We start from the raw sequence: 26,844 nt of genomic DNA, 5'->3' as shown, positions 1-26,844 counted from the left end.
GCCTTGCCCGTCGAAGCGGCCCACCGGTCGGTTATTGGATCCAGACGGCCGTCAGCAGGAAGCCGGCCAGCACGTAGGGGGCAAAGGGCTGCTTGTCGCCGACCTGTTCGGCCAGCGCCTGCAGGCGCTTTTTCACCTTGGGATTGAGCAGGGTCCACAGGCGTCGCCGGCCGAACATCCAGGCCAGCACGGTGACCCCGGCGCCGATGAAGGTGCCGAGCACGTACTGCGGGCTGGTGGCCAGGGCCAGGGCGCCCATCAGCTTGACGTCGCCGGCGCCGAAGCGGCCGAGCATGTAGCCGGGCAGGGTGAGCAGCATGACGATGGCCAGGGCCCAGCCGGCCTCGCTGGCGTCGGCGCCAATCCAGCTGCGTCCGGTGGCGAACAGCCAGGCCAGGGCGCACGCCGCGACCCCGAGGGTAAGGGCGTTGGAGATTTGCCGTTCACGGACATCTTGTTCGGTGCACAAGGCAAGCCACATCAGGAGAACAATGCTTTGCATTGGCAAATTGCCATCCCTATTCGTTGAACGGTTCTATGCTTTCAGACAGGTCTCACAGTCAGGGTAGACGCGATCATGAAAGCAAGCCCGGCGGGACGGCAAAAAGGCGCGGCAGCCATCGAGTTTGTCGCGGTATTCATGGTGTTTTTCGCGGTGTTCTACGGGTTGGTCAGCTACGCCCTGCCGATGCTGATGCTGCAGTCGTTCAACCAGGCCAGCAGCGAGGCGGTTCGCCGCTGCGTGGCCGTGGACCCGACCAGCCAGACCTTTGAGCTGGACGTGCAGGGGCTGGCCCGCCAGGTGATCGGCCAGCAATTGGCGTGGATGCCCAACGCGTTGGGGTTCAACGTGCTCACCGACACCCGGGTCACGGTCGGTGTGGACAAGGTGCTCACGGTGGTGATCGACTACCCGCGCTCGCGCCTGACGCGGGTGCTGCCGACCCTGGTGCTGCCGGTGGTCGGTGACGTACCGAAGCTGCCCGCGCGGCTGCAGGCCCAGGCGAGCCTGCAACTGTGAGTGGTAGCCTGTTCGATCGCTGGTTTGCCGCGCCGGCCCCGGCCCAGACGCCCGAGGTAACGCCGGCCATTGGCCTGCAACTGTGGCTCGACGATCAGGCGCGGGTGCTGCGCCTGGCCGGCCCGCTGCGCAGCCTGCTGGCGCTGCCCGGCCAGGCAGGCGCGCAGGTGCATGACTATCTGGAACGCCACAGCTGGCTGGTGCTCGAAGGGCAGCCCGCCGACTGGCAGGGCCAGCCCCTGGACCTGGACTTTCACACCGTCATGGGCCATGCGTTGCACACCCGTGGCTGGCTGCAGCGCCATGAACAGGGCTGGATGCTGCAGCTGTTCGATATCGGCGACCTGTTGCGCGAACAGCGCTGGGATCGTCAGCGCCCCCTGCTCAGCGAGATCGGCCACGCCCTGCGCGAATGCGGCAGCGAGCGCCTGCTGCAGACGACCCGCGAACAGCTGCACAGCCTGGCCGAGCACTGGCAGGCGGCCGCGCTGCGGCTGATGCTGCGCGAGCCGGGTGGCTGGCGCCATTACGCCAGCAGCGACGAGACCTGGCCCTGGCCTGACGATCGCAGGCTGCGCGAGCGCCTGGACCGCTGGCCGGCCCATACCCTGATCGATGTTGATGACGACCCCGAACTGCTCGCCCTGTGCGGTGGTACGTCGCTGTTCCTGGTGCCCTGCCGCCAGGGCCTGGAGGCCGAGGCCTGGATACTGTGCGCCGGGGCGCGGCAGGCGCCCCCGGTCGACATGGCCCTGGCGCTGGTGCGGACCTTGACCGAGCCGCTGCTGGTGCGCCATCGCCGCCAGCAACTGCAGCATCAGGCCCATCACCTTGATGATCTGCAGCGCCAGCTGGGCGCAGGTTGGTGGGAATGGCCGGCGCACGGCGAGCTGCAGCTGGACCCGGCCCTGGCCGCGACCCTCGGGCTGGCGAACCGGATCAGCCTTGACCAATGGCTCGCCCGCCTGCACCCGGCGGACCGCGAGCCGGCGCAACTGGCCCTGGACCAGGCCCGTGACGGGCAAGCGCTGAGCCTCAGCGTGCGTTTGCCGGACCCCGATCCCCTGGCGCCGCCGCGCTGGTTCCATTGGGCCGGCCAGGGCCGGGGCGACCAGTTGCGCGGCTTCCTGCTCGATATCAGCGCCCTCAAGGCCCAGGAGCAGCAGGCCGGCGCGGCCCGTGCGCGCCTGGAGAACCTCATCGCCCGCTCACCCGCGGTGATCTACGTGCAGCGCTATGCCGAAGGCGCACTGCACAGCGACTTCTACAGCGCCAGCCTGGCGCCGTTGCTGGGTTGGGCGGCCGACAGCGAGCAGGCGCGCCAGCCGGGCCTGGCGGTGCATCCGGACGACCGCCCGCTGTGGCTGGAGCGCACCCGCAGCCTGTTGCGTGATGGCCAGGTGCGTTGCCGCTATCGCCTGCGCGATCACCTTGGTGGTTATCACTGGATGCTCGACGAGGCCCGCCTGTTGCGTGACGACCTCGGCCAGCCGCTGGAGGTGGTCGGCCTGTGGCTGGACGTCAGCGAAGCCACCGAGGCCGCCGAGCGCATGCGCCAGAGCGAGGAGCGCTACCGCGTACTGGTGGAGGACTCGCCGGCGATGATCTGCCGCTATCGCCCGGACCTGACCGTATTGTTCGGCAACCGACCCTTGGGCGATTACCTGGGCTGCACGCCTGAGCAGTTGCAGGGTGCCGACCTTGGGCAGTGGCTGTCTGCCGGCCAGCGCGAGGCCTTTCTCCTGCGCCTGCGGGCGCTGACCCCGGAGCAGCCGGTGAGCAGCGCGGAGATCTGCCTGCAACTGCCCGGCCGCGAGCACGCCTGGTGGGTCTGGGCCGACCGTGGCTTGTTCGACGCCGACGGCAACCTGCTGGAGGTCCAGGCCGTGGGGCGCGACAACACCGAGGTGCGGCGCAGCCAGCAGCAATTGCTGCAGGGCGCGAAGATGGCGACCCTCGGCGAGCTGGCCACCGGCCTGCTGCACGAGATCAACCAGCCGCTCAACGTGATGCGCATGGCGGTGGCCAACACCCTCAAGCGCCTGGAGAACGGCGCCGCCGATCAGGCCTACCTGCAGGACAAGCTGCGCCGTATCGAGGCCCAGGTCGAGCGCGCCGCCCGACTGGTCGACCATATGCGGGTGTATGGCCGGCGCTCGGCGGTCGAGCGCGAGTGCTTCGCCGCCTGGGCCGCGGTGGAAGGCGCCGGGGCGTTGCTCGAGGAAGGCCTGCGCGGCAAGGGCGTGACGCTGCGCCTGGAACCGCCGGAGGCCTTGGCGCAGGTGCTCGGGCACCAGGACCAGCTGGAACAGGTGCTGATCAACCTGATGGTCAACGCACGTGACGCCTTGCTGGAAAAGCAGGTGGCACAGCCGTGGATCCGGGTACGCCAGGCGCTGCATGGCGGATGCTTATGGCTGCTGGTGGAGGACAACGCCGGCGGGATCGATCCGCAGTTGCACGAGCGGATCTTCGAACCCTTCTTCACCACCAAGCCGGCCGGGGTCGGCACCGGGCTGGGCCTGTCGGTCAGCCATGGCATCGTCAGCCAGATGGGAGGCCGCCTGAGCGTGGACAACGGCGCCGACGGCGCGTGCTTGCGGGTCGAGCTGCCCCTTCACAGCACCAGTTGAGCGTGGCCGCTGGCGCAACTGAGGTTGGTGCCGACCTGGGCGTCGAGCAGGTCGATGCCGAGCACCTTGAGCAAGCCGTTGACCAGGGGGTCGAGCAGGGGGCCGAGCAGGTTCTTGATGACCGGTTCGAGGATGTTCTTCACCCCGTCCAGCAGTCCGGCGGTGAGCACCAGCACCTGGCCGAGGCCGCCATTGCCGGTGGGCTTGTAGGCTTCCAGGTGGATGCCCGCCAGGGTGTCGGACAGGCTCGCCACCACCTGGGCCTGGTCGCTGTCCATGGGTTGGTAGGCAGGTTCCTGGCCGATTTCGGTCGGGGCGTGGGCGCCGCTGAACAGCAGTGTCTTTTCGACCGGGCCATTGCCCAGCAGCTTGCTGTCCACCCGCAGGCCTATGCCACCGCCGGCATAGGGCACCCGTGTGCCGCAGGACGGCGGCAGGATCAGCAGGCGGCTGCAGACATTGGTGCCGATATCGATGACCGGCAGGGCCTTGACCACGGTGGTGCCGTTGCTGAGGAAGTCCGCCGGGGAATCGAACCTGCCGATGGCGATCTTCGCCGCCGAGCGCTGGGTGAGGGTGGTCAGGCTTTTCGGGGTGCAGGTGTAGTTGTCGGGTGGTGCCGGGCGCAGGCGGCTGCTGCCTTCGGCCACTTCGATGCCGATATCGATATGCACCTGGCCGTCCAGCAGCTTGATGTCGCTGACCTTGCACGGAATGCCCAGGGCGCAGGTCAGCGACTGCACGGTGCCCAGCAGGTTCAGGCTGAGCAGGTTGTTGAGCACATTGGTCAGTGGCGCGGCCAGGTCCAGCACGGCGTTGAGCAGCCCGGCGATGCCGCTCAGCAGGGGCAGGTCGAGTGACACCAATGCGCGGATCTGGGCGGTATGAATGCGCAGCTCGTCCGTGCGCGGGTCGCCCACCGCCGAGATCTGCGGGGGCTCGATCACCCGCAGTTGCACGCGGCCATTGACCAGCCCGAGCACATTGATCGGCAGGTTGGCGTTGACCGCGTGCTCGCTGGCTGCCAGCTGGATCACCCCTTGCACCAGTTGCAGCAGCTGGATGCTGGCATCCAGGCCGGCCTGGGCCGTGCCGTTCTGCAGGTCGAGCAGCTCGCCCAGTTGCAGGCCGCCCACCGGCAGGTCCGCCGCCAGCTTGCCCAGGTTGGTTATCACATCGACGGCGGCGCCGCTTTGCTGCAGCACCTTGACCGCGGCCTGCAGCAGCACGGTGGCGCTGGTGTCGGCATTGAGCAGTTGCTGGTAGTCGCCGATATCCAGGTGCAGGTCCACGGCCAGCTGGTCGAGGTACTTCAACAGGTCGAGCTGGGTGTTGGCGATGCCCTGCCAGCCCAGCACATCGAGCTGCGCCGAGCCGCCCAGGGCCTTGAGCAGGGCGTTGAGCACCGAACCCTGGGTCGAGTTGACGGTGGCCAGGGTGGTGCGGATGCTCAGCCGCGCCTGGGGCGTCCCGGGGCTGCCGGCCACCGCGCTGGCGCGCAGGGTGGTGGTGCGGGCGATGGCGCCGCCCTGGACCAGCGCGTACACCCCGCCGGCGACGCTGGTGACCACCACGTTGCTGACTTCGACCTTGATCGCCTCGTTGCGCGCGTTATCGGCGTTGAAGGTGCGCAGGTTGTCGATGCCGGTGCGCAGGTAGCCGCAGCTGGCGATCAGTGGATTGAAGGGCGAGTGGCCGTTGCGGGTGGCCGCGGTGCGGGCCAGGGTGGAGGCCTGTGGGCCGCTGCCGCTGCAGACGCCGCCGTGTTCGGCGGCTTCCAGGGCGGCCATGTCGGCGATGCGCTGCAGCTTGCGTTGTTCGAGGTAGAGGCGGCCGCTGTCGACGGTCAGGAGCATGAACACCAGGGCCAGGCCCATGGTCAGCGCGGCCATCAGGCCGATCGCGCCGCGTTGGCGCACAGCGGAACGGGGAACCACGGGCACTCCTTTGCCGGCCTGTGGCCCGGCAGCGCGGCGGCGGTGCAAGGAGTGTAGTCAAGGTGATGGCAAGTTGCCTTGTCTGCTGTTACGCCCTTATGGAACATACCGAAATTCTTTGATTTGGCTGGAGCCGCGTGGGAGCGGGCTTGCCCCGCGATGTGGTGCATGGCACCGGCTTTGCCGGTGATCGCGGGGCAAGCCCGCTCCCACGCTGGTGGTGCTTGCAACGCTGTCCTCCACGCGACAGCACAAGGTTCAATGCGGCGGGTAGTTGCTCAGCACCTGGGTCACGGTCTTCTGGATCGCCGCGTTGCGCTCCTGCGGGCTGGGCGGGTAGTTGTTCATGATCTGCTCGGCGCTGCCGCGCCATACCAGTTTGCCGTCACGTCCGTCGAACAGGTCGACCTGGATGGTCGCCACCTTGTAGTCGACGCTGCGCGTCTCGTTGTACATCGGTCCGCCCCAGTAACCGCCCCAGTAGCCACCCCAGGCCCCGCCGTAGTTGGTGGTGATCTGCTGCTGGCGGTCCTCGACGATCAGGTAGGCGCGCACCTTCACATCCGCCCGGGCATTGCCCTGGACCGGGCGCAGGCCGCGCTGGTCGAGCTGGCCGGCGACCGCCTGGCGAATGCGTTGCTCGGTCAGGTCGCTCTTGATCCGCGGGTCGTCCGGGCGATATTGCAGGCCCGGCTCCAGCCAGGCCCAACTGCGGTAAGCGGCGAAATCGCGGCTGGCATCGAAGTCGTGCTGCACGTTGTTGCTCGAACAGGCGGCCAGCAGCAGGGCCAAGGACAGTAGAACGAGACGGCGCAACATGGTGGTTCTCCGTTGAACGTTAGCTGGGAGGATAGCCGTTCATCGCCTTGCTCACCGACTCGCGCAGGGCGCCTTCGCGTTCACGCGGCGAGTCCTTGTCGCTGCCGCTTTCGGCGCTGGCGCTCCACACCGGCTGGCCGTTGCGGGCATCGAACAGGTCGATGCGCACCACCATCACTTCGACTTCGTAGGTGCGCACGATCGGCACGCTGGCGTAGCCGCCATAGCCGTTGCGGTAGCCACCGTAGCCGACGCTACCGTAGGGGTAGGGGCCGTAGTAGGGATCGTAGTCGTAGTCGCGCACCTGGCGCAGGCGCCGTTCCAGGCGTACGTCGGCGCTGACCAGCAGGTCGGCGGGGGCATTGTGGGCCGGGCGCAGGCCGTGCTGGTCGAGGGCGCCGCTCACCGCGTCGGCCAGCTGGCCCGGCGTCGCGTTGACCAGGCCTCCGGGTGGCTGGTTGTTGCGCCAGCTCCAGCTGCGATAACGGCCGTAATCGCGTACCGGCGCGGGATAGGCGCTGGCATCGAAGGTCCTGGCGGCCTGGGGCGGCGCCGGGGGCAGCGGCTTGCCGCTGGCGACATAGGGGTTGCTGCCCTGGCAGGCGGCCAGGGCGAGGGGGAGCAAGGCCAGGCAGAGCAGACGATACGGCATGGATCCTCCTGGCAAGCGGGTCAGTGGGGGCGGCACATCCAGTGCAGGTAGCGGCCCAGGCCGGCGAAGCTGGGATGGCGGCGGTGCGCCAGTTCCATCTCCAGCAGATCGAGCAGCTCGGCCTTGTCCTGGAACTCCTTGGGCATGTAGTCGTGGAATACCCGTACACCGCTCTCGCTTTCGACCTTCCACAGAGCTTCAAGTTGCGCCTTGAGCTCGCGCGGATCAAGTGGTTTCTGTGGCGTGAGACTCTGCTTTTCACCGGCCAGGCGATTGTGCCGCAGCTTGCGGAAATGCCCCTTGAGCAGGTTGCGGTAGACCAGCGCGTCGCGGTTGTAGAAGGCCAGCGACAACCAGCCACCCGGCGCGGTCAGTTGATGCAGGACCGGCAGGATGCTCTCGGGCTCGGCCAGCCATTCGAGCACCGCGTGGCACAGCACCAGGTCGTACGGCTCGGTGAGCTGGCCGAGCAGGTCCTGCCAGGGCGCCTGGATGAAGGTCGCCTGTTGGCCGGCCTCGGCGAAGCGCGCGCGGGCACCGTCGAGCATCGGCGCGGCGGGTTCGGCAAGGGTTACCTGGTGGCCGCGCTGGGCCAGCCACAGGGCCATGTGGCCGAGGCCCGCGCCGATGTCGAGCACCCGCAGCTGACGGTCGGGCAGGGCTTCAGCCAGGTCGGCCTGGAGCACCGCCAGGCGGATGGCGCCCTTGGCGCCGCCATAGATCTTCTCGGCGAAGCGGCTGGCCAGTTCATCGAAGTGACGGTCGTTCATTTGCCGAAGCGCCTCTCGCTGTCGGCGAGCTTGGCCCGCACCACCTCGTCCATGTCCAGGCCCAGTTCGCTGCACAGCAGCAACAGGTAAAGGACGATATCGCCCACTTCCTGACCGGCATGGGCGAGTTTGTCGGCGGGCAGCTGGCGGGACTGGTCCTCGCTCAGCCACTGGAAGATCTCTACCAGTTCAGCCATTTCGACGCTGGCGGCCATGGCCAGGTTCTTCGGGCTGTGGAACACCCGCCAGTCGTTGGTGTCGCGGATGCGGTGCAGGCGTTCGGTCAGTTCTTGCAGGTTCATCGGGGTCTCCTCGTGGCGCATAGCTTCCGGCGAGGTGCCTTGCAAAGCAAGCCCGATCAGAGCGTGCGCCAGCTGCCGAGCATATGCAGCAGCCCGCCGTGGCCATCCAGGCGCAGCTCGCCGCTCGGCCCCGCCTCGCTGGCGCTCAGTATCACCTCCGAAGGCAAGCGCACCGGCTTGTGGAAGTCCACCGCGAAGGCATACCCGGTCTTGGGCAGGTGCCCCTGCAAGGCCGCCAGCGCCATGGCCTTGCTCCACATGCCGTGGGCGATGGCCCTGGGGAAGCCGAACAGGCGTGCCGTGAGGCTGCTCAGGTGGATCGGGTTGTAGTCGCCGCAGACCCTGGCGTAGCGCCGGCCGATATCGCCGTCGGCATACCAGCGGGTCGCCTCGGGCAGCGCGGCGGGCGTCGTTTCGGTCAGGTCGGCCACTGGCGCGTCAAGCTTGAGGCCGCGCACCAGCATGCGGCTGGTCTCGCGCCAGAGCAGGCCGAGGCCGTCCTCGGCCTCGGTCACCAGGTCGAAGGTGCCGCCCTTTTCATGGGGCTGCAGGTTGTCGGCATACACCGCGAAGCGCAGCCCGTCGATGCCGCCCAGGGGGCGCAGCACCTGCAGGCTGTTGTGCAGGTGCACCAGCCCCAGCAGCGGGAAGGGAAACGCCTCGGCGGTGAGCAGCTGCAGTTGCAAGCTGAAGGCCATGATGTGCGGGTAGGTACCCGGCAGGCGGCCGTCGTCGGCGAAGTGGCAGAGCCGGCGGTAGGCCGCCAGGTTGGCGGGATCGACCCGCAGGAAGCAGCGCAGGCCCTGCTCCGGCAGCTGGCTGCCACGGATCTTGCGTTTGCCGAGGGCGCGCAGGTACAGGCTTAGCCGTGAGTCGGGGCTGTGCAGGTCGTGCCAGGGTCGGGTCATGGTCAGGCTCCCATCAAGGCCTGGCCGCAGACCCGCAGGGCCTGGCCATTGACCGCGCCCGAGCCTGGCTGGCTGAGCCAGGCGATGGCTTCGGCGACGTCCTGCGGCAAGCCGCCCTGGCCCAGCGAGCTCAGGCGCCGGCCGGCCTCGCGCAGGCCCATGGGCATGGCCGCGGTCATGTGCGTCTCGATGAAGCCCGGCGCCACGGCGTTGATGCTGGCGCCCTGTTCGGCCAGGCGTGGCGCCCAGGCCTGGGCGAAGCCGATCAACCCGGCCTTGCTGGCCGCATAGTTGGACTGGCCACGGTTGCCGGCGATGCCGCTGACCGAGGCGAGCAGGGTGATGCGCGCATCCGCGTGCAGCTTGCCGCCCTCGAACAGCGCCTCGGTCAGCACCTGGGGCGCCTTGAGGTTGACGGCCAGCACCGCGTCCCAGTACTCCGGGGTCATGTTGGCGAGGGTCTTGTCGCGGGTGATGCCGGCGTTGTGCACGACGATATCCAGGCCCTGGGGCAGGGCTTCGAGCAACTGCGCGGCGGCATCGGCGGCGCAGATGTCCAGCGCCAGGGCACGGCCACCCAGGCGCGCGGCGAGGGCGTCAAGGTCGCGCTGGGCCTGGGGCACATCGAGCAGCGTCACCTCGGCGCCGTCCCGGGCCAGGGTCTCGGCAATCGCCGCACCGATACCCCGGGCGGCGCCGGTGACCAGCGCGTGACGGCCGGCCAGCGGCCGAGTCCAGTCCTGTACCTGGGCGGCGCAGGGCGCCAAGCGCAGGACCTGGCCGGAAACAAACGCGCTCTTGGGCGAAAGGAAGAAGCGCAGCGCGCCCTCGAGCTGGCTTTCGGCGCCTTCGGCGACATACAGCAGGTTGGCCGTGGCGCCATAACGCAGCTCCTTGGCCAGCGAGCGGCTGAAGCCTTCGAGGGCGCGCTGGGCGACGCTGGCCTGCGCATCGACCACGGCTTCTGGCGCACGCCCGAGGATCACCACGTGGGCGCTGGAGGCCAGGCTGCGCAGCAGGGGTTGGAAAAATTCGCGCAACTGCTTGAGGTCATCGCTGTCGGACAGGTGACTGGCATCGAACACCACCGCCTTGAGCTTCGGCCCGAGACCCGCGACCCAGGCGGGGGCCTCGAGCGCTTGGCTGCCGAAGCCGTAGCAGTCGGCCGTCAGACGCGGGGCGATCGCCGCCACCTGGCCTGCCAGCGGCCCGCCGCCCAGCACCAGCGCGCCCTCGATGGGGCGCAGGCGTCCGGCCTGCCAGCGCTCCAGCGGCACCGGGCGGGGCAGGCCGAGGGCATCGACCAGTTTTCGTCCGAGGGTGGAGTTGGCAAAGCCCAGATAGCGGTCGCTCATGTACGGTTCTCCCTGAAGGCAAGCATGCAAGTGTGGACCAAGTTTGTGGCAGGGTCGTTCGGATGCGTGAAAAGAACCTAGGCTTAAGGCTCAAATTGTTTCAGGAGGAACAGGCATGCAGTCAATTCGCCGGGTCGCAATCCTGGGTGGCAACCGGATTCCCTTCGCCCGCTCCAACGGCGCCTACGCCAAGGCCAGCAACCAGGCGATGCTCACGGCGGCCCTCGAAGGCCTGGTGGAGCGTTACCGGCTGCACGGCCTGCGCCTGGGCGAGGTGGCGGCCGGCGCGGTGCTCAAGCATTCGCGTGACATGAACCTGACCCGCGAGTGCTTGCTCGGCTCAAGGCTGTCGCCGCAGACGCCGGCCTACGACATCCAGCAGGCCTGCGGCACCGGCCTGGAAGCCGCGTTGCTGGTGGCCAACAAGATTGCCCTGGGGCAAATCGACAGTGGCATTGCCGGGGGTGTCGACACCACCTCGGACGCGCCTATCGCCGTGAGCGAAGGGCTGCGGCAGGTCCTGCTGCAGGCCAACCGCGGCAAGAGCCTCGGCGAACGTCTCAAGCCCTTTTTGAAACTGCGCCCGGGCCTGCTCAAGCCCGAGCTGCCGCGCAATGGCGAGCCGCGCACGGGGCTTTCGATGGGCGAGCATTGCGAGCGCATGGCGCAGACCTGGCAGATCGGCCGCGAGGAGCAGGATGAACTGGCACTGCTCAGCCACCAGCACCTGGCGGCGTCCTACCGCGAGGGCTGGCACGACGATCTGCTCACGCCCTACCTTGGCCTGACCCGGGACAACAACCTGCGCGCCGACCTGACCCTGGAGCAGTTGGCCAAGCTCAAGCCGGTGTTCGAGCGCAGTGGTCTGGGCACGCTGACACCGGGCAATTCCACGCCGCTGACCGATGGCGCCTCGCTGGTGTTGCTCGGCAGCGAGGCCTGGGCCGAGGCGCAGGGCTTGAAGGTGCAGGCCTACCTGGTGGACGGCGAGGCGGCGGCGGTCGATTTCGTCCACGGCCAGGAAGGCCTGCTGATGGCACCGGTGTACGCGGTGCCGCGGCTGCTGGCGCGCAATGGCCTGACCTTGCAGGATTTCGACTTCTACGAGATCCACGAAGCTTTCGCCGCCCAGGTGCTGTGCACCCTCAAGGCCTGGGAGGATACCGACTACTGCCGCACGCGCCTGGGGCTCGAAGGGCCGCTGGGGTCGATCGATCGCGCCAGGCTGAACGTGAAGGGCAGCTCGCTGGCTGCGGGGCATCCATTCGCGGCGACGGGAGGGCGGATACTGGCGAACATGGCCAAGCTGCTGGGCGAGCGTGGCAAGGGACGTGGGCTGATCTCGATCTGCGCGGCGGGCGGGCAGGGAGTGACGGCGATCGTCGAGCGCTAGTGCCCTGTCTCGGAAATAAGCTGGCTTCGCTTTCGCACCGGCAAGCATCACCAGCGTGGGAGCGGGCTTGCCCCGCGATACGGATCGCGGGGCAAGCCCGCTCCCACGCCGTTCCGATTAAATCCTTGCGTCTTGTGTTGTTCCATCAGTTGGCTGGTACCCTTGTCCGACCCGAGACACCAGGCCTCAACATGTCGATCACCGGACCACGTCCCATCCCCGCCCTGGACCACCTGCCCAGACCGCTCTACGCCCGTGCCGAGAGCCTGGGCGCCGGGTCCTGGACTACTCGTCACCAGCACGACTGGGTGCAGTTTTCCTACGCCATCAGCGGCGTGCTTGGCGTCTACACCAGCGATGGCAGCTACTTCGCCCCGCCACAGTGGGGCGTGTGGATCCCCGCCGGCACCGAACATGAAGTGCTGACCTCGATGCAGGCCGAGATGCGCAGCCTGTACGTGCGCCGCGACGCCTGCCCCTGGGCGCCGGGCGAATGCCGGGTACTGGAGGTCACGCCGCTGGCGCGGGAGCTGATCAAGCAGTTCTGCACCTTCGCGGTGAACTACCCGGAAGGCGACAGTGCCGAGGCGCGGCTGGTGGCTGTGTTGCTGGACCAGTTGCGCACCCTGCCGCAGGTGGGATTCTCGCTGCCGCTGCCGCGCCACCCGGGCCTGCTGGCGTTGTGCAACGGCTTGATCGCCGCCCCCGACCAGCCCCAGACCCTGCAGCAGTGGGCGGTGCAACTCGGGGTGTCGGAAAAGACCCTGATGCGCCTGTTCCAGCGCGAGACAGGCCTGAGCTTTCGCAACTGGCGCCAGCGCATGCGCCTGCTGTCGTCGCTGGCGCTGCTGGAGGCCGGGGAGAGCGTCACCCAGGCCGCGCTGGGCTGCGGGTATGACTCGACCTCGGCCTATATCGCCGCATTCCGCCAGCTGTTCGGCGCGACCCCGGGGGAGCTGCGCCTGTAAGAGATTGCCTTGCGCTGTCGCGCAGGGAATAACACCCGAGAGAGAGTCGCTTATCCTGTGGGAGCGGGCTTGCCCGCGAACACCGGCGGAGCCGGTGCCATACACCGCGCTGGATTCTTCGCGGGTAAACCCGCTCCCACAGGGTCAAGCTAAATCAATGGGTTGCGTGTTTCTTCATGAGTGGCCGCCGTCAGTGACAGCACCCGCTGCCATTGGCCAGGTCCTTGAGGATCGGACAATCCGGCCGGTCATCGCCCTGGCAGTGGGCCACCAGCTCGCCAAGGGTGTCGCGCAGGCTCACCAGCTCCTCGATGCGCTTGTTCAGCGCCTCGATATGCTGCATGGCCAGGGCCTTCACGTCGGCGCTGGCGCGCTGGCGGTCCTGCCACAGGGTCAGCAGCCTGGCGACTTCCTCCAGGGAAAAACCCAGGTCGCGCGAGCGCTTGATGAACGCCAGGCTGTGCAGGTCCTCCTGCTGGTACAGCCGGTAGCCGCTTTCGCTGCGCGTGGCGGGACGCAGCAGGCCGATGGACTCGTAGTAGCGGATCATCTTGGCGCTGAGCCCGCTGCGGCGGGCGGCCTGGCCGATGTTCATGGGGCCTCCTGGTCGATGGCGGTGGGTTTCCAGGTCTTCAGCCACAGGGCATTGCTCACCACGCTGACGCTGGACAGCGCCATGGCGGCGCCGGCCAGCACCGGATTGAGGTAGCCCAGCGCGGCCAGGGGGATGCCGATCAGGTTGTAGATGAATGCCCAGAACAGGTTCTGGCGGATCTTCGCGTAGGTCTTGCGGCTGATCTCCAGGGCGGCGGGCACCAGGCGCGGGTCGCCGCGCATCAGGGTGATGCCGGCCGCCTGCATGGCCACGTCGGTGCCACCGCCCATGGCGATGCCGATATCGGCGGCCGCCAGCGCCGGGGCATCGTTGATGCCGTCGCCGACCATGGCCACCACGCCCTGCTGCTTGAGTGCGGCCACCGTGGCCGCCTTGTCCGCCGGCAGCACTTCGGCGTGCACGTCGTCGATGCCGAGGGCCTCGGCCACCACCTTGGCGCTGCCGCGGTTGTCGCCGGTCAGCAGGTGGCTGCTGATGTGGCGCGCATGCAAGTCGGCGATGGCCTGGCCGGCGCCGGGCTTGAGGCTGTCGCCAAAGGCGAACAGGCCCAGCACGCGGGGCTGGCTGCCACGCTCGATCAACCAGGACAAGGTACGGCCCTCGGCCTCCCAGGCCTGGGCGCTGGCCGCCAATTCGCCCGGCACCAACCGGCTCTCGTCGAGCAGGCGGCGGTTGCCCAGGGCCAGCTCGCGGCCATCCACCTGGCCGGCGATGCCACGGCCGGTGAGGGACTGGCTGTCGGCCACTTGCGGTACGTCAAGATCGCGTTCGGCGCAGGCATCGAGCACCGCCTTGGCCAAGGGGTGTTCGCTGCCACGTTGTAGGGCACCGGCCAGGCGCAGCAGTTCGTTGTCGTCGCCGCTGCTGGCCTTTTGATGGACGATGCGCGGGCTGCCGGAGGTGAGGGTGCCGGTCTTGTCGAACACCACGCGGTTGACCGCATGCGCGCGCTCCAGCGCTTCGGCGTCCTTGATCAGGATACCGTGGCGGGCGGCGACGCCGGTGCCGGCCATGATCGCGGCGGGCGTGGCCAGGCCCAGGGCGCAGGGGCAGGCGATCACCAGCACGGCGACGGCGTTGATCAGCGCGGTTTCCAGCGGTGCGCCGGCCAGCCACCAGCCGACCAGGGTGACCAGGGCCAGTACCAGCACCGCGGGGACGAACACCTGGCTGACCCGGTCGACCAGCTTCTGGATCGGCGCCTTGGCCGCCTGGGCGTCCTCGACCAGGCGGATGATGCGGGCGAGCACGGTCTCGGTGCCCAGCGCCAGGGTCTTCACCAGCAAACGGCCTTCGCCGTTGATGGCGCCACCGGTCACCGCGTCGCCGGGCTGCTTGGGCACCGGCAGGCTTTCGCCACTGATCAGGGCTTCATCGGCATGGCTGCTGCCTTCGAGCACCTGGCCATCGACCGGGAAGCGCTCGCCGGGCTTGACCAGCACCACATCCTCCAGGCGCAGCTGGCTGATGGCGACGTCTTCCTCGCGCCCCTCGACCACCCGCACGGCGCGTTCCGGGCGCAGGGCTTCCAGTGCCCGGATGGCGCTGGCGGTCTGGCGCTTGGCGCGGCTTTCCAGGTACTTGCCCAGCAGCACCAGGGCGATCACCACCGCCGAGGCTTCGAAATACAGGTGCGGTTCCATGCCGGTGTGGGCATTGGCCCATTGGTACAGGCTCAGGCCGTAGCCGGCGCTGGTGCCCAGGGCGACCAGCAGGTCCATGTTGCCGGCACCGGCGCGCACGGCCTTCCAGGCGGCGACATAAAAGCGCGCGCCAAGGATGAACTGCACCGGGGTGGCCAGCAGGAACTGCGCCCAGGCCGGCAGCATCCAGTGCAGGCCGAAGGGTTGCACCAGCATCGGCAGCACCAGTGGCAGGGCCAGCAGCAGGGCGGCGCCGACCGCCAGGCGTTCGTTGCGCAGGCGGCGTCGGGCCTGGGCCTGGTCATCGTGGGGAGTACGCGGCAGGGTGGCGCTGTAGCCGGCCTTCTCGACCGCGGCGATCAGCGCGCCGTCGTCGACGCCCTCGAGCACTTCGAGGTGGGCGCGTTCGCTGGCCAGGTTGACGCTGACTTGCTCGACCCCCGGCAGCTTGCCGAGGGCGCGCTCGACCCGGCCGGCGCAACTGGCGCAGGTCATGCCGCCGATCTGCAGTTCGAGGGTGCGGGTGGGGACGCTGTAACCGGCGTCGCGCACCGCGCCGACCAGTGCCGGCAGGCTGTCGGCCGGGGCCTGGACCCGGGCCTGCTCGGTGGCGAGGTTGACGCTGACGTGTTCGGTACCGGTGACCTTGCGCAGGGCGCGTTCGACCCGACCTGCGCAACTGGCGCAGGTCATGCCGGCGATCGGCAGGTCGAAGGTGGTGGATGCGGGCATGGCTCTCTCCTCCGTGGACTGGCCTCCAGCATCAACCTTGCCATGCGGGCAAGGTCAATAGCCCAGGCCGGCTCGCTTCAGCACCAGGCCATTTTGCCCCATCGCAATGCGGTACTTGTTGATCTGGCCCGCCTGCAGGGTCAGGCGCGTGCTGCGTTGGTCCTCGACGCCCGGCGCGCAGCCGGGTACCTGCCCTGGCAGCAGGCGCAGGCGTACATCCACCGGGCCCGGCGGCAGGTTGAACGAAGTCGCCTGCTCCTGGAACAGGCGACCGGACAACTGGTCGTTGAGGTAGATGCCGATCTCGCAGCTGGTGGCCACTTCCAGGCGTTCCCGGGAAATGATCAGCACGCTGTAGTCCGAATTGCCCTCGGCGCTGACCGGTGGCACGACGGCCAGTGCGCCCAGCAATCCGACGAGGCCCAATGCTGCCCTGATCATGAAAAATCTCCTGCTTGCCAAAATCGTCAAAGGCGCAGCTTGGCCGAGCCGCGCGCGGATTTCCAGCCCGGCCGTTTTCCGCGGAACTTGACCTTGCCCCGATGGCAAGGCTGAGACTGGGCAAAACCCACAAGGAGGCAACCTCGATGCAAGTGTTCAATGTGCAAGGCATGACCTGTGGCCATTGCGTGAAGGGCGTGACCCGGGCGGTGCAGGAGCAGGATGCGGCGGCGCGGGTGGAAGTGGACCTGGCGGCGCGGCAGGTGCGGGTGGAAAGTGCCCTGGCGGCGGATCAGATCCTGGCGGCGATTCGTGAAGAGGGGTATCAAGCCGAAGTGGCCTGAAAAGGCGACCTCTGTAGGAGCGGGCTTGCCCCGCGATAGCGCCAGAACAGGCAATGATGTTGGCCTGGGTGGCCTCATCGCGGGGCAAGCCCGCTCCCACGCAGATCCTCCCACGCCGATCCTGCTGCAACCCTGTTTTCTGCCTTTTCCTACAGGACACGCAGGATCAATTATTACAAAGGTTTTCAACGCCGGGCGATCCAGTGCAGGTAGACTAGCAAACTTGCTTAGCCTGCTATGGATTCTCCATGAACCTGCGAACCTTGCTGATTCTCGGCGCCCTCAGTGCGTTCGGGCCTCTGGCGATCGACTTCTATCTGCCGGCCTTCCCGGCCATGGCGCATGCCTTCGGCACCGACGAAAAGCATGTGCAGGCCACCCTGGCCGCCTACTTCCTCGGCCTGTCCCTGGGCCAGCTCGCCTACGGGCCGGTGGCCGACCGTTTCGGCCGGCGCCTGCCGCTGCTGTTCGGGGTCGGCCTGTTCACCGTGGCATCGCTGGCCTGCGCCTATGCGCCCAATCTCGACAGCCTGATCCTGGCGCGTTTCGTCCAGGCTCTGGGCGGTTGCGCCGGGATGGTGCTGTCGCGGGCGATCGTCAGCGACAAGTGCGACGCGGTGGCCTCGGCCAAGGTGTTCTCGCAGTTGATGCTGGTGATGGGCCTGGCGCCGATCCTCGCGCCGATGCTCGGTGGCGTGCTGGTCAACGTGGCCGGCTGGCAATCGATCTTCCTCGCCCTGGGCCTGTTCAGCGCCGCGTGCCTGCTGGCGGTCGGCCTGGGCTTGCCGGAGAGCCTGCCGGCCCATATTCCACGCCAGCCGCTGTCGGGCGCGCTGCGCCAGTACCTGAGCCTGCTCGGCGACCGAGTGTTCGTCGGCCATGCGCTGACCGGCGGCATCGCTATCGCCGGGATGTTCGCCTACATCGCCGGTTCGCCGTTCGTATTCATCAAGCTTTACGGCGTGCCGCCCGAGCACTACGGTTGGCTGTTCGGCACCAACGCCGCCGGCTTCATCCTGATGGCCCAGGTCAATGCGCGGCTGCTGGCCAAGCGCGGCCCGGCATTCCTGCTGGCGCGGGCGGTATGGTTGTACCTGGTGGCGGCGCTGGCGCTGCTGGTGGTCGCGGCGTTGCGCCCGGCACAGCTCTGGCCATTACTGGTGCCGCTGTTCGTGTGCATCGCCAGCCTCGGCTGCATCATCCCCAATGCCTCGGCCTGTGCCATGAGCGGGCAAGGTACGCGGGCGGGCAGCGCCTCGGCCCTGATGGGCTGCCTGCAGTTCAGCGTCGCCGCGGGCGCGGCGGCGCTGGTCGGGGTGCTGCACGACGGCAGCGCGGTGCCCATGGCGCTGGTGATCAGCCTGTGCGGCGCGTTGGTGGTCAGTGTCGCAATGCTGACCCGGCGCCTGCAGGCCAGCCGGCCTGCGTGAGCGGGTGGGGCGCGTTGAGACGCGCCTCCAGCAGGGCGACGAACGATCGCGCCTCGGCCTCGCTACGGAAACTCACCACATGCTGGTCGAGCTGGACCTGCCAGGGGCAGGCGGGATTCCGGTTCGACGCACTGACGACAATCTTCATCGCGATCCACCTCCAGTGAGCGGGAGCGGATCTAGTGTAGCGCCGCCCCCGGCCCGTGCCATGACCGGGATCAGTCCCCTGACTGACGGTCATGACGGTCTGAAGTAGGGAGACGTTCTGTTTTGCAAGACGGAAATTTTCCCCCTCCTTGTCAGATGCATCGACCCCCCTGATAGCGACTGTCAGCCTCGTTCCCGCTAGAGCCACGGTAGTACGGGGGATGAGCAGAATCAGCCGTCTGTCACTCTGACAGACGCATCTTTCAGAACGTTTTGGGGGAGGCAAATCCCGACCCATCCGGGGCATGCCTCCCTCACGGCGAGCACCCTCCAGCGGCTTATACTGCCTCCGGTGACCAGCGCGGGATGAGCGTTTCCCGGGGCTGGCGTCCACCCTCCGGCACACGAACCATCCCGCGCTTGCCCACACCGGAGGCAGGGCATCTGCAGCGTTCGCCAGCAGGCGGGATTCAACAGGGAGCTTCAGGTTCATGAACGCAGTCCGCAGCATCAGTCAGGTCGCCAACCTGATGGCCGATCCCAAGCGCAGCGCCATGTTGTGGGCGTTGATCGATGGCACCCCGCGTGCGGCGGACGAGCTTGCCGTACTCACCGGGCTGAGCACCTCGTCGGCCTGCGCGCATCTGTCATTGTTGTCCAGTGCCGGGCTGCTCAGGCACGAGGCGCGTGGCCGCAAGCGCTTCTTCCGCCTGGCCGCGCCGGAAGTCGGCACTGCGGTGGAGGCGCTGGCCAGCGTTCAACTGGCGACCCGCATACCTGCAGAGCAGGGCACGACGCTGCAGATTCCCCTGTCGATGCGCAAAGCGCGCCTGTGTGGCGACCACCTGGGCGGCGAAGTGGCCGCCGCGCTGCTCCACCGCCTGCATGTAGCCGGTTGGCTGGAAGGAAACGAGCAGTACCTGTCGGTGAGCCAGGAGGGCAAGGAGCACCTGGAGGCGCTGGGGGTGTTCATCGACGCGTTGGCCGCCGGTGACCGGCACGGCTGCGTGATCTGCCATTGCAGCAAATGGAACGATCAGGGCCCGCACCTGGGCGGTTGCCTGGGCAAGGCCCTGCTCCGCTTGTTCACCCAGTCGGGTTGGGTGCGTGAGCAGGAAGGCAGCCGGGCGGTACAGCTCACACCGCTCGGCCAGCAGCAAATCAACGCGATCGCCTGCCTCCCGGCCCGGCAGGTCGGCTAACGGACCAGCCGTGCGTCCAGGCTGTTCTGCGCCAGGCGGCGTGCCTGGTCCTGGGTCATGCCCAGGTGCTGGTGCAGGGCGTGGAAGTTCTCGGTGACATAGCCACCGAAGTAGGCCGGATCATCGGAGTTGACCGTGACCTTCACGCCACGCTCGAGCATGTCGAGGATGTTGTGCTGGCCCATGTGTTCGAACACGCACAGTTTGGTGTTGGATAGCGGGCAGACGGTCAGCGGGATCTGCTCGTCGATGATGCGCTGCATCAGGCGCTCGTCCTCGATGGCGCGCACGCCGTGGTCGATCCGCTGGATCTTCAGCAGGTCGAGGGCTTCCCAGATGTACTCGGGCGGGCCTTCCTCGCCCGCGTGGGCCACGGTCAGGAAGCCTTCGCTGCGGGCGCGGTCGAACACGCGCTGGAACTTGCTTGGCGGATGGCCTTGCTCCGAGCTGTCCAGGCCCACGGCGATGAAGGCGTCGCGGAACGGCAGGGCCTGGTCCAGGGTCTTGTGCGCTTCGTCTTCACTCAGGTGGCGCAGGAAGCTGAGGATCAGGCCACTGCTGATGCCCAACTGCTCGCGACCATCCTTCAAGGCCCGGTTGATGCCATCGAGCACCACCTCGAACGGAATGCCCCGGTCAGTGTGGGTCTGCGGGTCGAAGAAGGGTTCGGTGTGGATAACGTTCTGCGCCTTGCAGCGTTGCAGGTAGGCCCAGGTCAGGTCGTAGAAGTCCTGCTCGGTGCGCAGGACATCGGCGCCCTGGTAGTAGAGATCGAGGAACTCCTGCAGGTTGTTGAAGGCGTAGGCGCTGCGCAGGGTCTCGACGTCCGCCCAGGGCAGGGCGATCTTGTTGCGTTCGGCCAGGGCGAACAGCAGTTCGGGCTCCAGCGAGCCCTCCAGGTGCATGTGCAGTTCCGCCTTGGGCAAGGCGTTCAGCCATTCATACATGTGTGCAATCTCGATCAGGTACGGTTGGCCGCCATTCTACAGGGCCTGGCCGGGCAATGCGCCCACCCAGGCCTGCATCGCCCGGGATTACCAGATGAGCGTCTCGCCCTTGTAGTTGATGAAGCGCAGGCCGCCATTGCCGCTCTGGGCCTTGACCTGCTCGAGCATGCCACGGGTGCTGGTGAGCACGTCGATCTCGGCGTTCTCGCCGCCCATGTCGGTCTTCACCCAGCCCGGGTGCATGGCCAGCACGGCCAGGTCGGGGCGCTGCAGCTCGACCACGAAGCTGTTGATCATCGAGTTGAGCGCGGCCTTGCTGGCCTTGTACAGGCAGACTTCGCCACCGTCGGGGATGGTCACGCTGCCCAGGATCGAGCTCATGAACGCCAGTACGCCGCTGCCTTCGCGTACCTGGCCGGCCAGGCGGCGGGCCACACGGATCGGCGCCACGGCGTTGGTCATGAACAGCTCGCCGATCTGTTGTACCTGCACGCTTTCCAGGTCTTGCGGCAGCGGGCCCATCACCCCGGCGTTGACGAACACCAGGTCGAACACTTCACTTTGCAGGCGCTGCTTGAGCCCGTCGAGCTGGGCAGTGTCGTTCATCTCCAGGCGCTCGATGCGCACCCCGGAGACTTCGCCCAGCGCACCCGGATTTTGCGGATCGCGCACGGTGGCGATTACGTTCCAGCCATCTTCGCGCAGGCGTTGCACCAGGCCCAGGCCAAGGCCTCGGGAGGCCCCGATGATCAGGGCGTTCTTGTTGGCGGTCATAGCGATACTCCATATCAAGGGCGGGGCGAGCGGTTTCGCTCACCGCGCGACAGCGGGGGAGATTGCCCTCCGCAGGGGAAGGCCTGGGTGACGAGCATAAACCAGCTTCCGGTCGGTTGCCCCGTCACCACTGATCAAAAAATGATCGATGGTATGAAAGGCCGGTGGAGCCGGGGTCTGGCAGGGTGGTTCACGGGTTATCCACAGGCTGCTCCACAGTAATTGTGTGCAAGCGCAGCGGCCTGGAAATATTCGCTCCAGGGCATGATGGCGCTGACGCCTGGGGATAACTCATCGGCTTTCAGTGACTTGGGTCTGTGTCACACAATTGTGATCAAAATATGCTCAATGCTCTACAGGCCTTGCCGCACAAGGCCTGTATCGGAATGCCCCAAGCTTATCCACAGGCAGGCCCACAGTAGTTGTGGGCAATGCTCAGGCCCGTTCCAGCAGGATGCGCCCACGGCTCAGGTCGGCGAGCTGCTGCTGCAGCACCTCGAGATGGCTGTCACCCAGGGCGATGCGCAGATCGACGCCGTTGGCGGTGAACTGCTCGTCCAGCACCAGGCCGTCGACTTCGCCCAGGCGCAGCTTGACCAGCGCCAGTTCGCTGAAGGTGCAGCTGCAGGTGAACTCGCTGCGCTGTACCAGCAAGCGCTTGGGCGCCTGCTGCAGGCACTTGTTGGCGCCGCCGCCATAGGCCCGGGCCAGGCCGCCGGTGCCCAGTTGGATGCCGCCGTACCAGCGGATCACCAGGACCACCACCTGGTCGCAGTCCTGGGCCTCGATGGCGGCCAGGATCGGGCGCCCGGCCGTACCACCAGGCTCGCCGTCGTCGCTGCTGCGGTATTGGCCGCCGAGCTTCCAGGCCCAGCAGTTGTGGGTGGCCGCCAGGTCGCTGTGGCGTTCGATGAAGGCCATGGCCTCGGCCGGGCTGCTGATCGGGCCGGCGAGGGTGATGAAGCGGCTCTTGCGGATGTCCTCGCGGAACTCGCAGAGCTCGAGCAGGGTAGAAGGCATAAGTCCGGGTCAGGCGGGCGTGCTGATGCCGCAGCCTTTGAGAATGATGTGGATAAGGTTGTTGCTGGCGTCTTCCATGTCCTGCTTGGTCAGCCGGCTGCGTCCGGTCACCTGGCAGATCTGGGTGGCGAAGTCGGCGTAGTGCTGGGTGCTGCCCCAGAGCAGGAAGATCAGGTGCACGGGGTCCACCCGGTCCATCTTGCCGGCGTCCATCCAGGCCTGGAACACCGCGGCCCGACCGCGGAACCATTCGCGGTAGTCGGCGCTGAAGTACTCGCTCAGGCATTCGCCGCCGCTGATCACTTCCATGGCGAAGATCCGCGAGGCCTGTGGGTTGCGCCGGGAGAACTCCATCTTGGTGCGGATGTACTGGCTGAGCGCTTCGGCCGGGTCGTCCTCCACGCTCAGGGCGTTGAAGGTGCTGTCCCACAGCTCGATGATGTTACTCAGCACCGCGATGTACAGGCCCAGCTTGTTGGTGAAGTAGTAGTGCAGGTTGGCCTTGGGCAGCCCGGCCTTGAGCGCGATGGTGTTCATGCTCGTGCCCTTGTAGCCGTGCCGGGCGAACTCGTCTTCGGCGGCCTGGATGATGGCCTGTTCGTTCTTCTGGCGAATGCGGCCGGCGGGCTTGCCCGAGGCGGGGGAGCGATGCGCAGGGACTTCTAGGGTCATGGACGATTCCGGGCGGGTCGTTACGGATGTCCGACAGATTACCTGCCTGTGCCGAAGTGACAAGCATTAGCGGTACAGATGCGTATCAACGTGTCGCAGCCAGGCTCTCGAGGAAGCTTTCCAGCACCAGGTTCGGCCGGCGGCCCTTGCGGGTCACCCAACTCAGGCCCAGGTCATAGAAGCGCTGGGCGGGCTTGAGCGCACGCAGGCGTCCCTGCTGCACCCAGAACATCGCGTAATGGTCGGGCAGGTAGCCGATGTAGCGTCCGGTCAGGATGAGAAAGGCCATGCCTTCGCGGTCCGAGGCACTGGCGGTGCAGCGCAGGGCCTGGTAATGGGCCTGGATGTCGGCCGGCAGGCGGAAGGTCGGGGCGATCGCGTCCTGGCCATTGAGGCGATCGTCGTCGATCTGCTGGTCGTCGGCATAGAACAGTGGATGGCCGACCGCGCAGTAGAGCAGCGAGCGTTCGCTGTACAGCGGCTGGTACTCAAGCCCCGAGAGCGGGCTGGTCTGCGGCACCACGCCGACATGCAGGCTGCCGTCGAGCACGCCCTGCTCGACCTGGCTCGGCGCGATCATGCGGATCTGGATGCGCACGTCCGGGCCGCGGTCCTTCAGTTCGGCCAGGGCATGGGTGATGCGCATGTGCGGCAGGGTCACCAGGTTGTCGGTGAGGCCGATGTTCAGTTCGCCGCGCAGGTGCTGGTGCAGGCCGTTCACTTCGGTGCGAAAGGTTTCCAGGGCGCTGAGCAGTTGCAGCGCCGAATGGTAGACCTCGCGGCCTTCCTCGGTCAGCGAAAAACCGGCGCGGCCGCGTTGGCACAGACGCAGACCCAGGCGTTGCTCGAGGTCGTTCATCTGCTGGCTGATCGCCGAGCGGCCGATCCCCAGTACGTTTTCCGCTGCCGAGAAACCGCCGCATTCGACGACGCTGCGGTAGATTTTCAGCAGGCGGATGTCGAAATCGCTGACCTGGGCGAGGGGATCGGGGCGTCGGCTCATTAGTTTAGTTATCCGCTGACTGAAGATTAGAAATGCTGGGTTTTTCGAACTTTATCGCCGTGACAATTTAGCTGCAACAACACCCATCGTTGCCTAATCGTCTTCCGAGGAATCGCCCGATGAACATGCCCGAAACCGCCCAGGCCGGTCTGGCCAGCCAGCTCAAGCTGGACGCCCACTGGATGCCGTACACCGCCAACCGCAACTTCCAGCGCGACCCGCGGCTGATCGTGGCAGCTGAAGGCAACTACCTGGTCGATGACAAGGGCCGCAAGATCTTCGACGCTTTGTCGGGGCTGTGGACCTGCGGCGCCGGGCATACCCGCAAGGAAATCAGCGAAGCGGTGGCTCGCCAGGTGGCCACGCTCGACTACTCGCCGGCCTTCCAGTTCGGCCACCCGCTGTCGTTCCAGCTGGCCGAGAAGATCGTCGACCTGGTGCCAGGTGACCTGAACCACGTGTTCTACACCAACTCCGGCTCCGAGTGCGCCGACACCGCGCTGAAGATGGTCCGTGCCTACTGGCGCCTGAAAGGCCAGGCCACCAAGACCAAGATCATCGGCCGTGCCCGTGGTTACCACGGTGTGAACATCGCCGGCACCAGCCTGGGCGGCGTCAACGGCAACCGCAAGATGTTCGGCCAGCTGCTGGACGTCGACCACCTGCCTCATACCGTGCTGCCGGTCAACGCCTTCAGCAAGGGCATGCCGGAAGAGGGCGGTATCGCCCTGGCCGACGAGATGCTCAAACTGATCGAACTGCACGATGCCTCGAACATCGCCGCAGTGATCGTCGAGCCACTGGCCGGTTCCGCCGGCGTGCTGCCACCGCCGAAGGGTTACCTGAAGCGTCTGCGTGAGATCTGCACGCAGCACAACATCCTGCTGATCTTCGACGAAGTCATCACCGGCTTCGGCCGCATGGGCGCGATGACCGGCGCCGAAGCCTTCGGCGTCACCCCGGACCTGATGTGCATCGCCAAGCAGGTCACCAACGGCGCCATCCCGATGGGCGCGGTGATCGCCACCAGCGAGATCTACCAGACCTTCATGAACCAGCCGACCCCCGAGTACGCGGTGGAATTCCCCCACGGCTACACCTACTCGGCGCACCCGGTCGCCTGCGCCGCCGGCATCGCCGCACTGGACCTGCTGCAGAAGGAAAACCTGGTGCAGTCCGCCGCCGACCTGGCGCCGCACTTCGAGAAGCTGCTGCACGGTGTGAAGGGCACGAAGAACGTCGTCGACATTCGCAACTACGGCCTGGCCGGCGCCATCCAGATCGCCGCGCGCGACGGTGACGCCATCGTCCGTCCGTACGAGGCGGCCATGAAACTGTGGCAAGCCGGCTTCTATGTGCGCTTCGGTGGCGACACCCTGCAGTTCGGGCCGACTTTCAACACCCAGCCGCAGGAACTGGATCGCCTGTTCGACGCGGTGGGCGAAGCCCTGAACAAGGTCGACTGACTTTTCTGAATTCGATGTCGGGCGCGTGAGTACCACGCGCCCGCTTCCACCTTCTTTATCTGGAGTTCTGCATGAGCATTGTTCAGCACCTGATCCACGGCGAGCTGGTCACCAAGGGCGAGCGCACCGCCGATGTCTTCAACCCGTCCACCGGCCAGGCCGTGCGCAAGGTCGAACTGGCCAGCCGCGCCACCGTCCAGCAGGCCATCGATTCGGCCAAGGCCGCCTTCCCGGCCTGGCGCAACACCCCGCCGGCCAAGCGCGCCCAGGTGATGTTCCGCTTCAAGCAGTTGCTGGAGCAGAACGAGGCGAAGATCTCGCAGATGATCAGCGAGGAGCACGGCAAGACCGTGGAGGACGCCGCTGGCGAGCTCAAGCGTGGCATCGAGAACGTCGAGTTCGCCTGCGCCGCCCCTGAACTGCTCAAGGGTGAGTACAGCCGCAACGTCGGCCCGAACATCGACGCCTGGTCCGACTTCCAGCCGCTGGGCATCGTCGCCGGCATCACCCCGTTCAACTTCCCGGCCATGGTGCCGCTGTGGATGTACCCGCTGGCCATCGCCTGCGGCAACGCCTTCATCCTCAAGCCGTCCGAGCGCGATCCGAGCTCGACCCTGTATATCGCCCAGCTGCTGCTGGAGGCCGGCCTGCCGAAGGGCATCCTCAACGTCGTGCATGGCGACAAGGAAGCGGTCGATGCGCTGATCGAGGCGCCAGAGGTCAAGGCCCTGAGCTTCGTCGGTTCGACCCCGATCGCCGAGTACATCTATGCCGAGGGCACCAAGCGCGGCAAGCGCGTCCAGGCCCTGGGTGGCGCGAAGAACCATGCGGTGCTGATGCCCGACGCCGACCTGGACAACGCCGTCAGCGCGCTGATGGGCGCGGCCTACGGTTCCTGTGGCGAACGCTGCATGGCCATTTCGGTGGCTGTGTGTGTCGGCGACCAGGTGGCCGATGCGCTGATCGCCAAGCTGGAACCGCAGATCAAGGCGCTGAAGATCGGTGCCGGCACTGCCTGTGGCCTGGACATGGGGCCGCTGGTGACCGCCGCCGCGCGTGACAAGGTGGTGGGTTACATCGATGACGGCGTTGCTGCTGGCGCCAAGCTGGTGGTCGATGGTCGTGGCTACCGTGTGGCCGGTAATGAGGATGGCTATTTTGTCGGCGGCACCCTGTTCGACAAGGTCACCCCCGAGATGCGCATCTATAAGGAAGAGATCTTCGGCCCGGTGCTGTGCGTGGTGCGGGTGAACAGCCTGGAACAGGCCATGCAGCTGATCAACGAGCACGAGTACGGCAACGGTACCTGCATCTTCACCCGTGACGGTGAGGCGGCGCGCTTGTTCTGCGACGAGATCGAAGTGGGCATGGTTGGGGTCAACGTACCGCTGCCGGTGCCGGTGGCGTACCACAGCTTCGGTGGCTGGAAGCGTTCGCTGTTCGGCGACCTGCATGCCTATGGCCCGGACGGTGTGCGCTTCTATACCCGTCGCAAGGCGATCACCCAGCGTTGGCCACAGCGGGCCAGCCATGAGGCTTCGCAGTTTGCGTTCCCGAGCTTGTAAGGCGCAGGGGTGAAAGCGGGGCGGCCGAGAGGCCGCCCCGCTTTGCTTTTTGGGCTGCTTTATATAGGTGTCGGGGCTGGCAGG

26 protein-coding genes are annotated in these 26,844 nt (G+C 67.0%); 9 read left to right on the top strand and 17 right to left on the bottom strand.

Annotation, left to right across the window (positions count from 1 at the left end; translation table 11 throughout):
* Nucleotides 1–31: 31 nt before the first annotated feature.
* On the bottom strand, nt 32–502 hold the full coding sequence (locus tag AC0MAZ_RS00170; protein ID WP_028691368.1) for an A24 family peptidase: 471 nt from the start codon (nt 500–502) through the stop codon (nt 32–34).
* A gap of 75 nt (nt 503–577) precedes the next feature.
* Here AC0MAZ_RS00170 and AC0MAZ_RS00165 point away from each other — a divergent pair, with 75 nt between their 5' ends.
* Nucleotides 578–1,021, top strand: a complete 444-nt coding sequence (locus AC0MAZ_RS00165; protein WP_203650371.1) for a TadE/TadG family type IV pilus assembly protein — start codon at nt 578–580, stop codon at nt 1,019–1,021.
* A complete protein-coding gene (locus AC0MAZ_RS00160; RefSeq protein ID WP_475859732.1) occupies nt 1,018–3,654 on the top strand; it encodes a PAS domain-containing sensor histidine kinase in 2,637 nt (878 codons plus the stop codon). The genes AC0MAZ_RS00165 and AC0MAZ_RS00160 overlap by 4 nt, the downstream gene beginning before the upstream one ends.
* Here the strand turns inward: AC0MAZ_RS00160 and AC0MAZ_RS00155 are convergent.
* From AC0MAZ_RS00155 to AC0MAZ_RS00125, 7 genes are all read right to left on the bottom strand, one after another.
* Nucleotides 3,639–5,591, bottom strand: a complete 1,953-nt coding sequence (locus AC0MAZ_RS00155; RefSeq protein WP_475859731.1) for a pilus assembly protein TadG-related protein — start codon at nt 5,589–5,591, stop codon at nt 3,639–3,641. The genes AC0MAZ_RS00160 and AC0MAZ_RS00155 overlap by 16 nt on opposite strands.
* Nucleotides 5,592–5,849: 258 nt before the next feature.
* Nucleotides 5,850–6,410 carry a DUF4136 domain-containing protein gene (locus AC0MAZ_RS00150; RefSeq protein WP_475859729.1) on the bottom strand — a complete coding sequence of 187 codons (561 nt, stop codon included), beginning with the start codon at nt 6,408–6,410 and terminating at the stop codon, nt 5,850–5,852.
* A 19-nt stretch (nt 6,411–6,429) separates the two neighbouring features.
* A complete protein-coding gene (locus AC0MAZ_RS00145; RefSeq protein WP_203650385.1) occupies nt 6,430–7,062 on the bottom strand; it encodes a DUF4136 domain-containing protein in 633 nt (210 codons plus the stop codon).
* A gap of 20 nt (nt 7,063–7,082) precedes the next feature.
* Nucleotides 7,083–7,832 carry a methyltransferase gene (locus AC0MAZ_RS00140; RefSeq protein WP_475859727.1) on the bottom strand — a complete coding sequence of 250 codons (750 nt, stop codon included), beginning with the start codon at nt 7,830–7,832 and terminating at the stop codon, nt 7,083–7,085.
* The gene (locus AC0MAZ_RS00135; RefSeq protein ID WP_203650387.1) at nt 7,829–8,134 is read right to left on the bottom strand and encodes a MazG-like family protein; all 306 of its coding nucleotides are present in this window, start codon (nt 8,132–8,134) and stop codon (nt 7,829–7,831) included. Before AC0MAZ_RS00135 ends, AC0MAZ_RS00140 begins: the two co-directional genes overlap by 4 nt.
* Before the next feature lie 56 nt (nt 8,135–8,190).
* Complete coding sequence (locus tag AC0MAZ_RS00130; RefSeq protein ID WP_234562291.1) at nt 8,191–9,042, bottom strand: MaoC family dehydratase; 852 nt, start codon at nt 9,040–9,042, stop codon at nt 8,191–8,193.
* 2 nt (nt 9,043–9,044) lie between these two features.
* Nucleotides 9,045–10,397, bottom strand: coding sequence for a 3-oxoacyl-ACP reductase (locus AC0MAZ_RS00125; RefSeq protein WP_475859725.1), 1,353 nt, complete (start codon nt 10,395–10,397; stop codon nt 9,045–9,047).
* Nucleotides 10,398–10,512: 115 nt separating this feature from the next.
* Here AC0MAZ_RS00125 and AC0MAZ_RS00120 point away from each other — a divergent pair, with 115 nt between their 5' ends.
* Both AC0MAZ_RS00120 and AC0MAZ_RS00115 read left to right on the top strand, forming a co-directional pair.
* Nucleotides 10,513–11,790 carry an acetyl-CoA C-acetyltransferase gene (locus AC0MAZ_RS00120; protein ID WP_475859723.1) on the top strand — a complete coding sequence of 426 codons (1,278 nt, stop codon included), beginning with the start codon at nt 10,513–10,515 and terminating at the stop codon, nt 11,788–11,790.
* Between the two features lie 191 nt (nt 11,791–11,981).
* Nucleotides 11,982–12,758 carry an AraC family transcriptional regulator gene (locus AC0MAZ_RS00115; RefSeq protein ID WP_050703629.1) on the top strand — a complete coding sequence of 259 codons (777 nt, stop codon included), beginning with the start codon at nt 11,982–11,984 and terminating at the stop codon, nt 12,756–12,758.
* Nucleotides 12,759–12,948: 190 nt separating this feature from the next.
* Here AC0MAZ_RS00115 and cueR read toward each other — a convergent pair whose 3' ends face one another.
* Genes cueR through AC0MAZ_RS00100 form a run of 3 tightly spaced genes read right to left on the bottom strand, consistent with a single transcriptional unit; the run spans nt 12,949 to nt 16,190 of the window.
* Entirely contained in the window at nt 12,949–13,353 is a 405-nt protein-coding gene (gene cueR / locus AC0MAZ_RS00110) for a Cu(I)-responsive transcriptional regulator (RefSeq protein WP_050703630.1), read from the bottom strand.
* The gene (locus tag AC0MAZ_RS00105; protein WP_475859721.1) at nt 13,350–15,749 is read right to left on the bottom strand and encodes a heavy metal translocating P-type ATPase; all 2,400 of its coding nucleotides are present in this window, start codon (nt 15,747–15,749) and stop codon (nt 13,350–13,352) included. The genes cueR and AC0MAZ_RS00105 overlap by 4 nt, the downstream gene beginning before the upstream one ends.
* A gap of 54 nt (nt 15,750–15,803) precedes the next feature.
* A complete protein-coding gene (locus AC0MAZ_RS00100; RefSeq protein WP_203650397.1) occupies nt 15,804–16,190 on the bottom strand; it encodes a hypothetical protein in 387 nt (128 codons plus the stop codon).
* A gap of 146 nt (nt 16,191–16,336) precedes the next feature.
* On the opposite strand from AC0MAZ_RS00100, the gene AC0MAZ_RS00095 reads away from it, so the two are divergent.
* Together AC0MAZ_RS00095 and AC0MAZ_RS00090 are read left to right on the top strand one after the other, a co-directional pair.
* The gene (locus AC0MAZ_RS00095; RefSeq protein WP_028691383.1) at nt 16,337–16,534 is read left to right on the top strand and encodes a heavy-metal-associated domain-containing protein; all 198 of its coding nucleotides are present in this window, start codon (nt 16,337–16,339) and stop codon (nt 16,532–16,534) included.
* A gap of 248 nt (nt 16,535–16,782) precedes the next feature.
* A complete protein-coding gene (locus AC0MAZ_RS00090) occupies nt 16,783–17,964 on the top strand; it encodes a multidrug effflux MFS transporter (protein WP_198744452.1) in 1,182 nt (393 codons plus the stop codon).
* On the opposite strand, the gene AC0MAZ_RS00085 is transcribed toward AC0MAZ_RS00090, so the two are convergent.
* Nucleotides 17,915–18,112 carry a hypothetical protein gene (locus AC0MAZ_RS00085; protein WP_082337625.1) on the bottom strand — a complete coding sequence of 66 codons (198 nt, stop codon included), beginning with the start codon at nt 18,110–18,112 and terminating at the stop codon, nt 17,915–17,917. The two genes, AC0MAZ_RS00090 and AC0MAZ_RS00085, sit on opposite strands and share 50 nt — an antisense overlap.
* Nucleotides 18,113–18,602: 490 nt before the next feature.
* On the opposite strand from AC0MAZ_RS00085, the gene AC0MAZ_RS00080 reads away from it, so the two are divergent.
* Nucleotides 18,603–19,313: a transcriptional regulator gene (locus AC0MAZ_RS00080; protein ID WP_475859718.1), complete on the top strand. Its 711-nt coding sequence runs from the start codon at nt 18,603–18,605 to the stop codon at nt 19,311–19,313.
* Here AC0MAZ_RS00080 and AC0MAZ_RS00075 read toward each other — a convergent pair.
* The 5 genes from AC0MAZ_RS00075 to AC0MAZ_RS00055 all read right to left on the bottom strand — a co-directional run bounded on the left by AC0MAZ_RS00075 (nt 19,310) and on the right by AC0MAZ_RS00055 (nt 23,729).
* Nucleotides 19,310–20,260 (bottom strand): adenosine deaminase, encoded by a 951-nt coding sequence (locus AC0MAZ_RS00075; protein ID WP_203650402.1) that lies wholly within the window; start codon nt 20,258–20,260, stop codon nt 19,310–19,312. The two genes, AC0MAZ_RS00080 and AC0MAZ_RS00075, sit on opposite strands and share 4 nt — an antisense overlap.
* A gap of 87 nt (nt 20,261–20,347) precedes the next feature.
* Nucleotides 20,348–21,034 (bottom strand): SDR family oxidoreductase, encoded by a 687-nt coding sequence (locus tag AC0MAZ_RS00070; RefSeq protein ID WP_475859716.1) that lies wholly within the window; start codon nt 21,032–21,034, stop codon nt 20,348–20,350.
* Between the two features lie 435 nt (nt 21,035–21,469).
* Nucleotides 21,470–22,054: an IMPACT family protein gene (locus AC0MAZ_RS00065; RefSeq protein ID WP_198744448.1), complete on the bottom strand. Its 585-nt coding sequence runs from the start codon at nt 22,052–22,054 to the stop codon at nt 21,470–21,472.
* A gap of 9 nt (nt 22,055–22,063) precedes the next feature.
* Nucleotides 22,064–22,726, bottom strand: coding sequence for a TetR/AcrR family transcriptional regulator (locus tag AC0MAZ_RS00060; protein WP_023629633.1), 663 nt, complete (start codon nt 22,724–22,726; stop codon nt 22,064–22,066).
* An 85-nt stretch (nt 22,727–22,811) separates the two neighbouring features.
* Nucleotides 22,812–23,729: a LysR family transcriptional regulator gene (locus AC0MAZ_RS00055; protein WP_234562993.1), complete on the bottom strand. Its 918-nt coding sequence runs from the start codon at nt 23,727–23,729 to the stop codon at nt 22,812–22,814.
* Between the two features lie 119 nt (nt 23,730–23,848).
* On the opposite strand from AC0MAZ_RS00055, the gene aptA reads away from it, so the two are divergent.
* The gene (gene aptA, locus AC0MAZ_RS00050; protein ID WP_203650409.1) at nt 23,849–25,195 is read left to right on the top strand and encodes an omega-aminotransferase AptA; all 1,347 of its coding nucleotides are present in this window, start codon (nt 23,849–23,851) and stop codon (nt 25,193–25,195) included.
* Between the two features lie 71 nt (nt 25,196–25,266).
* Nucleotides 25,267–26,760, top strand: coding sequence for a CoA-acylating methylmalonate-semialdehyde dehydrogenase (locus tag AC0MAZ_RS00045; RefSeq protein ID WP_279884499.1), 1,494 nt, complete (start codon nt 25,267–25,269; stop codon nt 26,758–26,760).
* Nucleotides 26,761–26,844 lie beyond the last annotated feature (84 nt).

This window comes from Pseudomonas sp. A, from assembly GCF_056270345.1.
The sequence above is the reverse complement of the archived record's forward strand: the minus strand, read 5'-3'. Positions and strand labels throughout refer to the sequence as shown.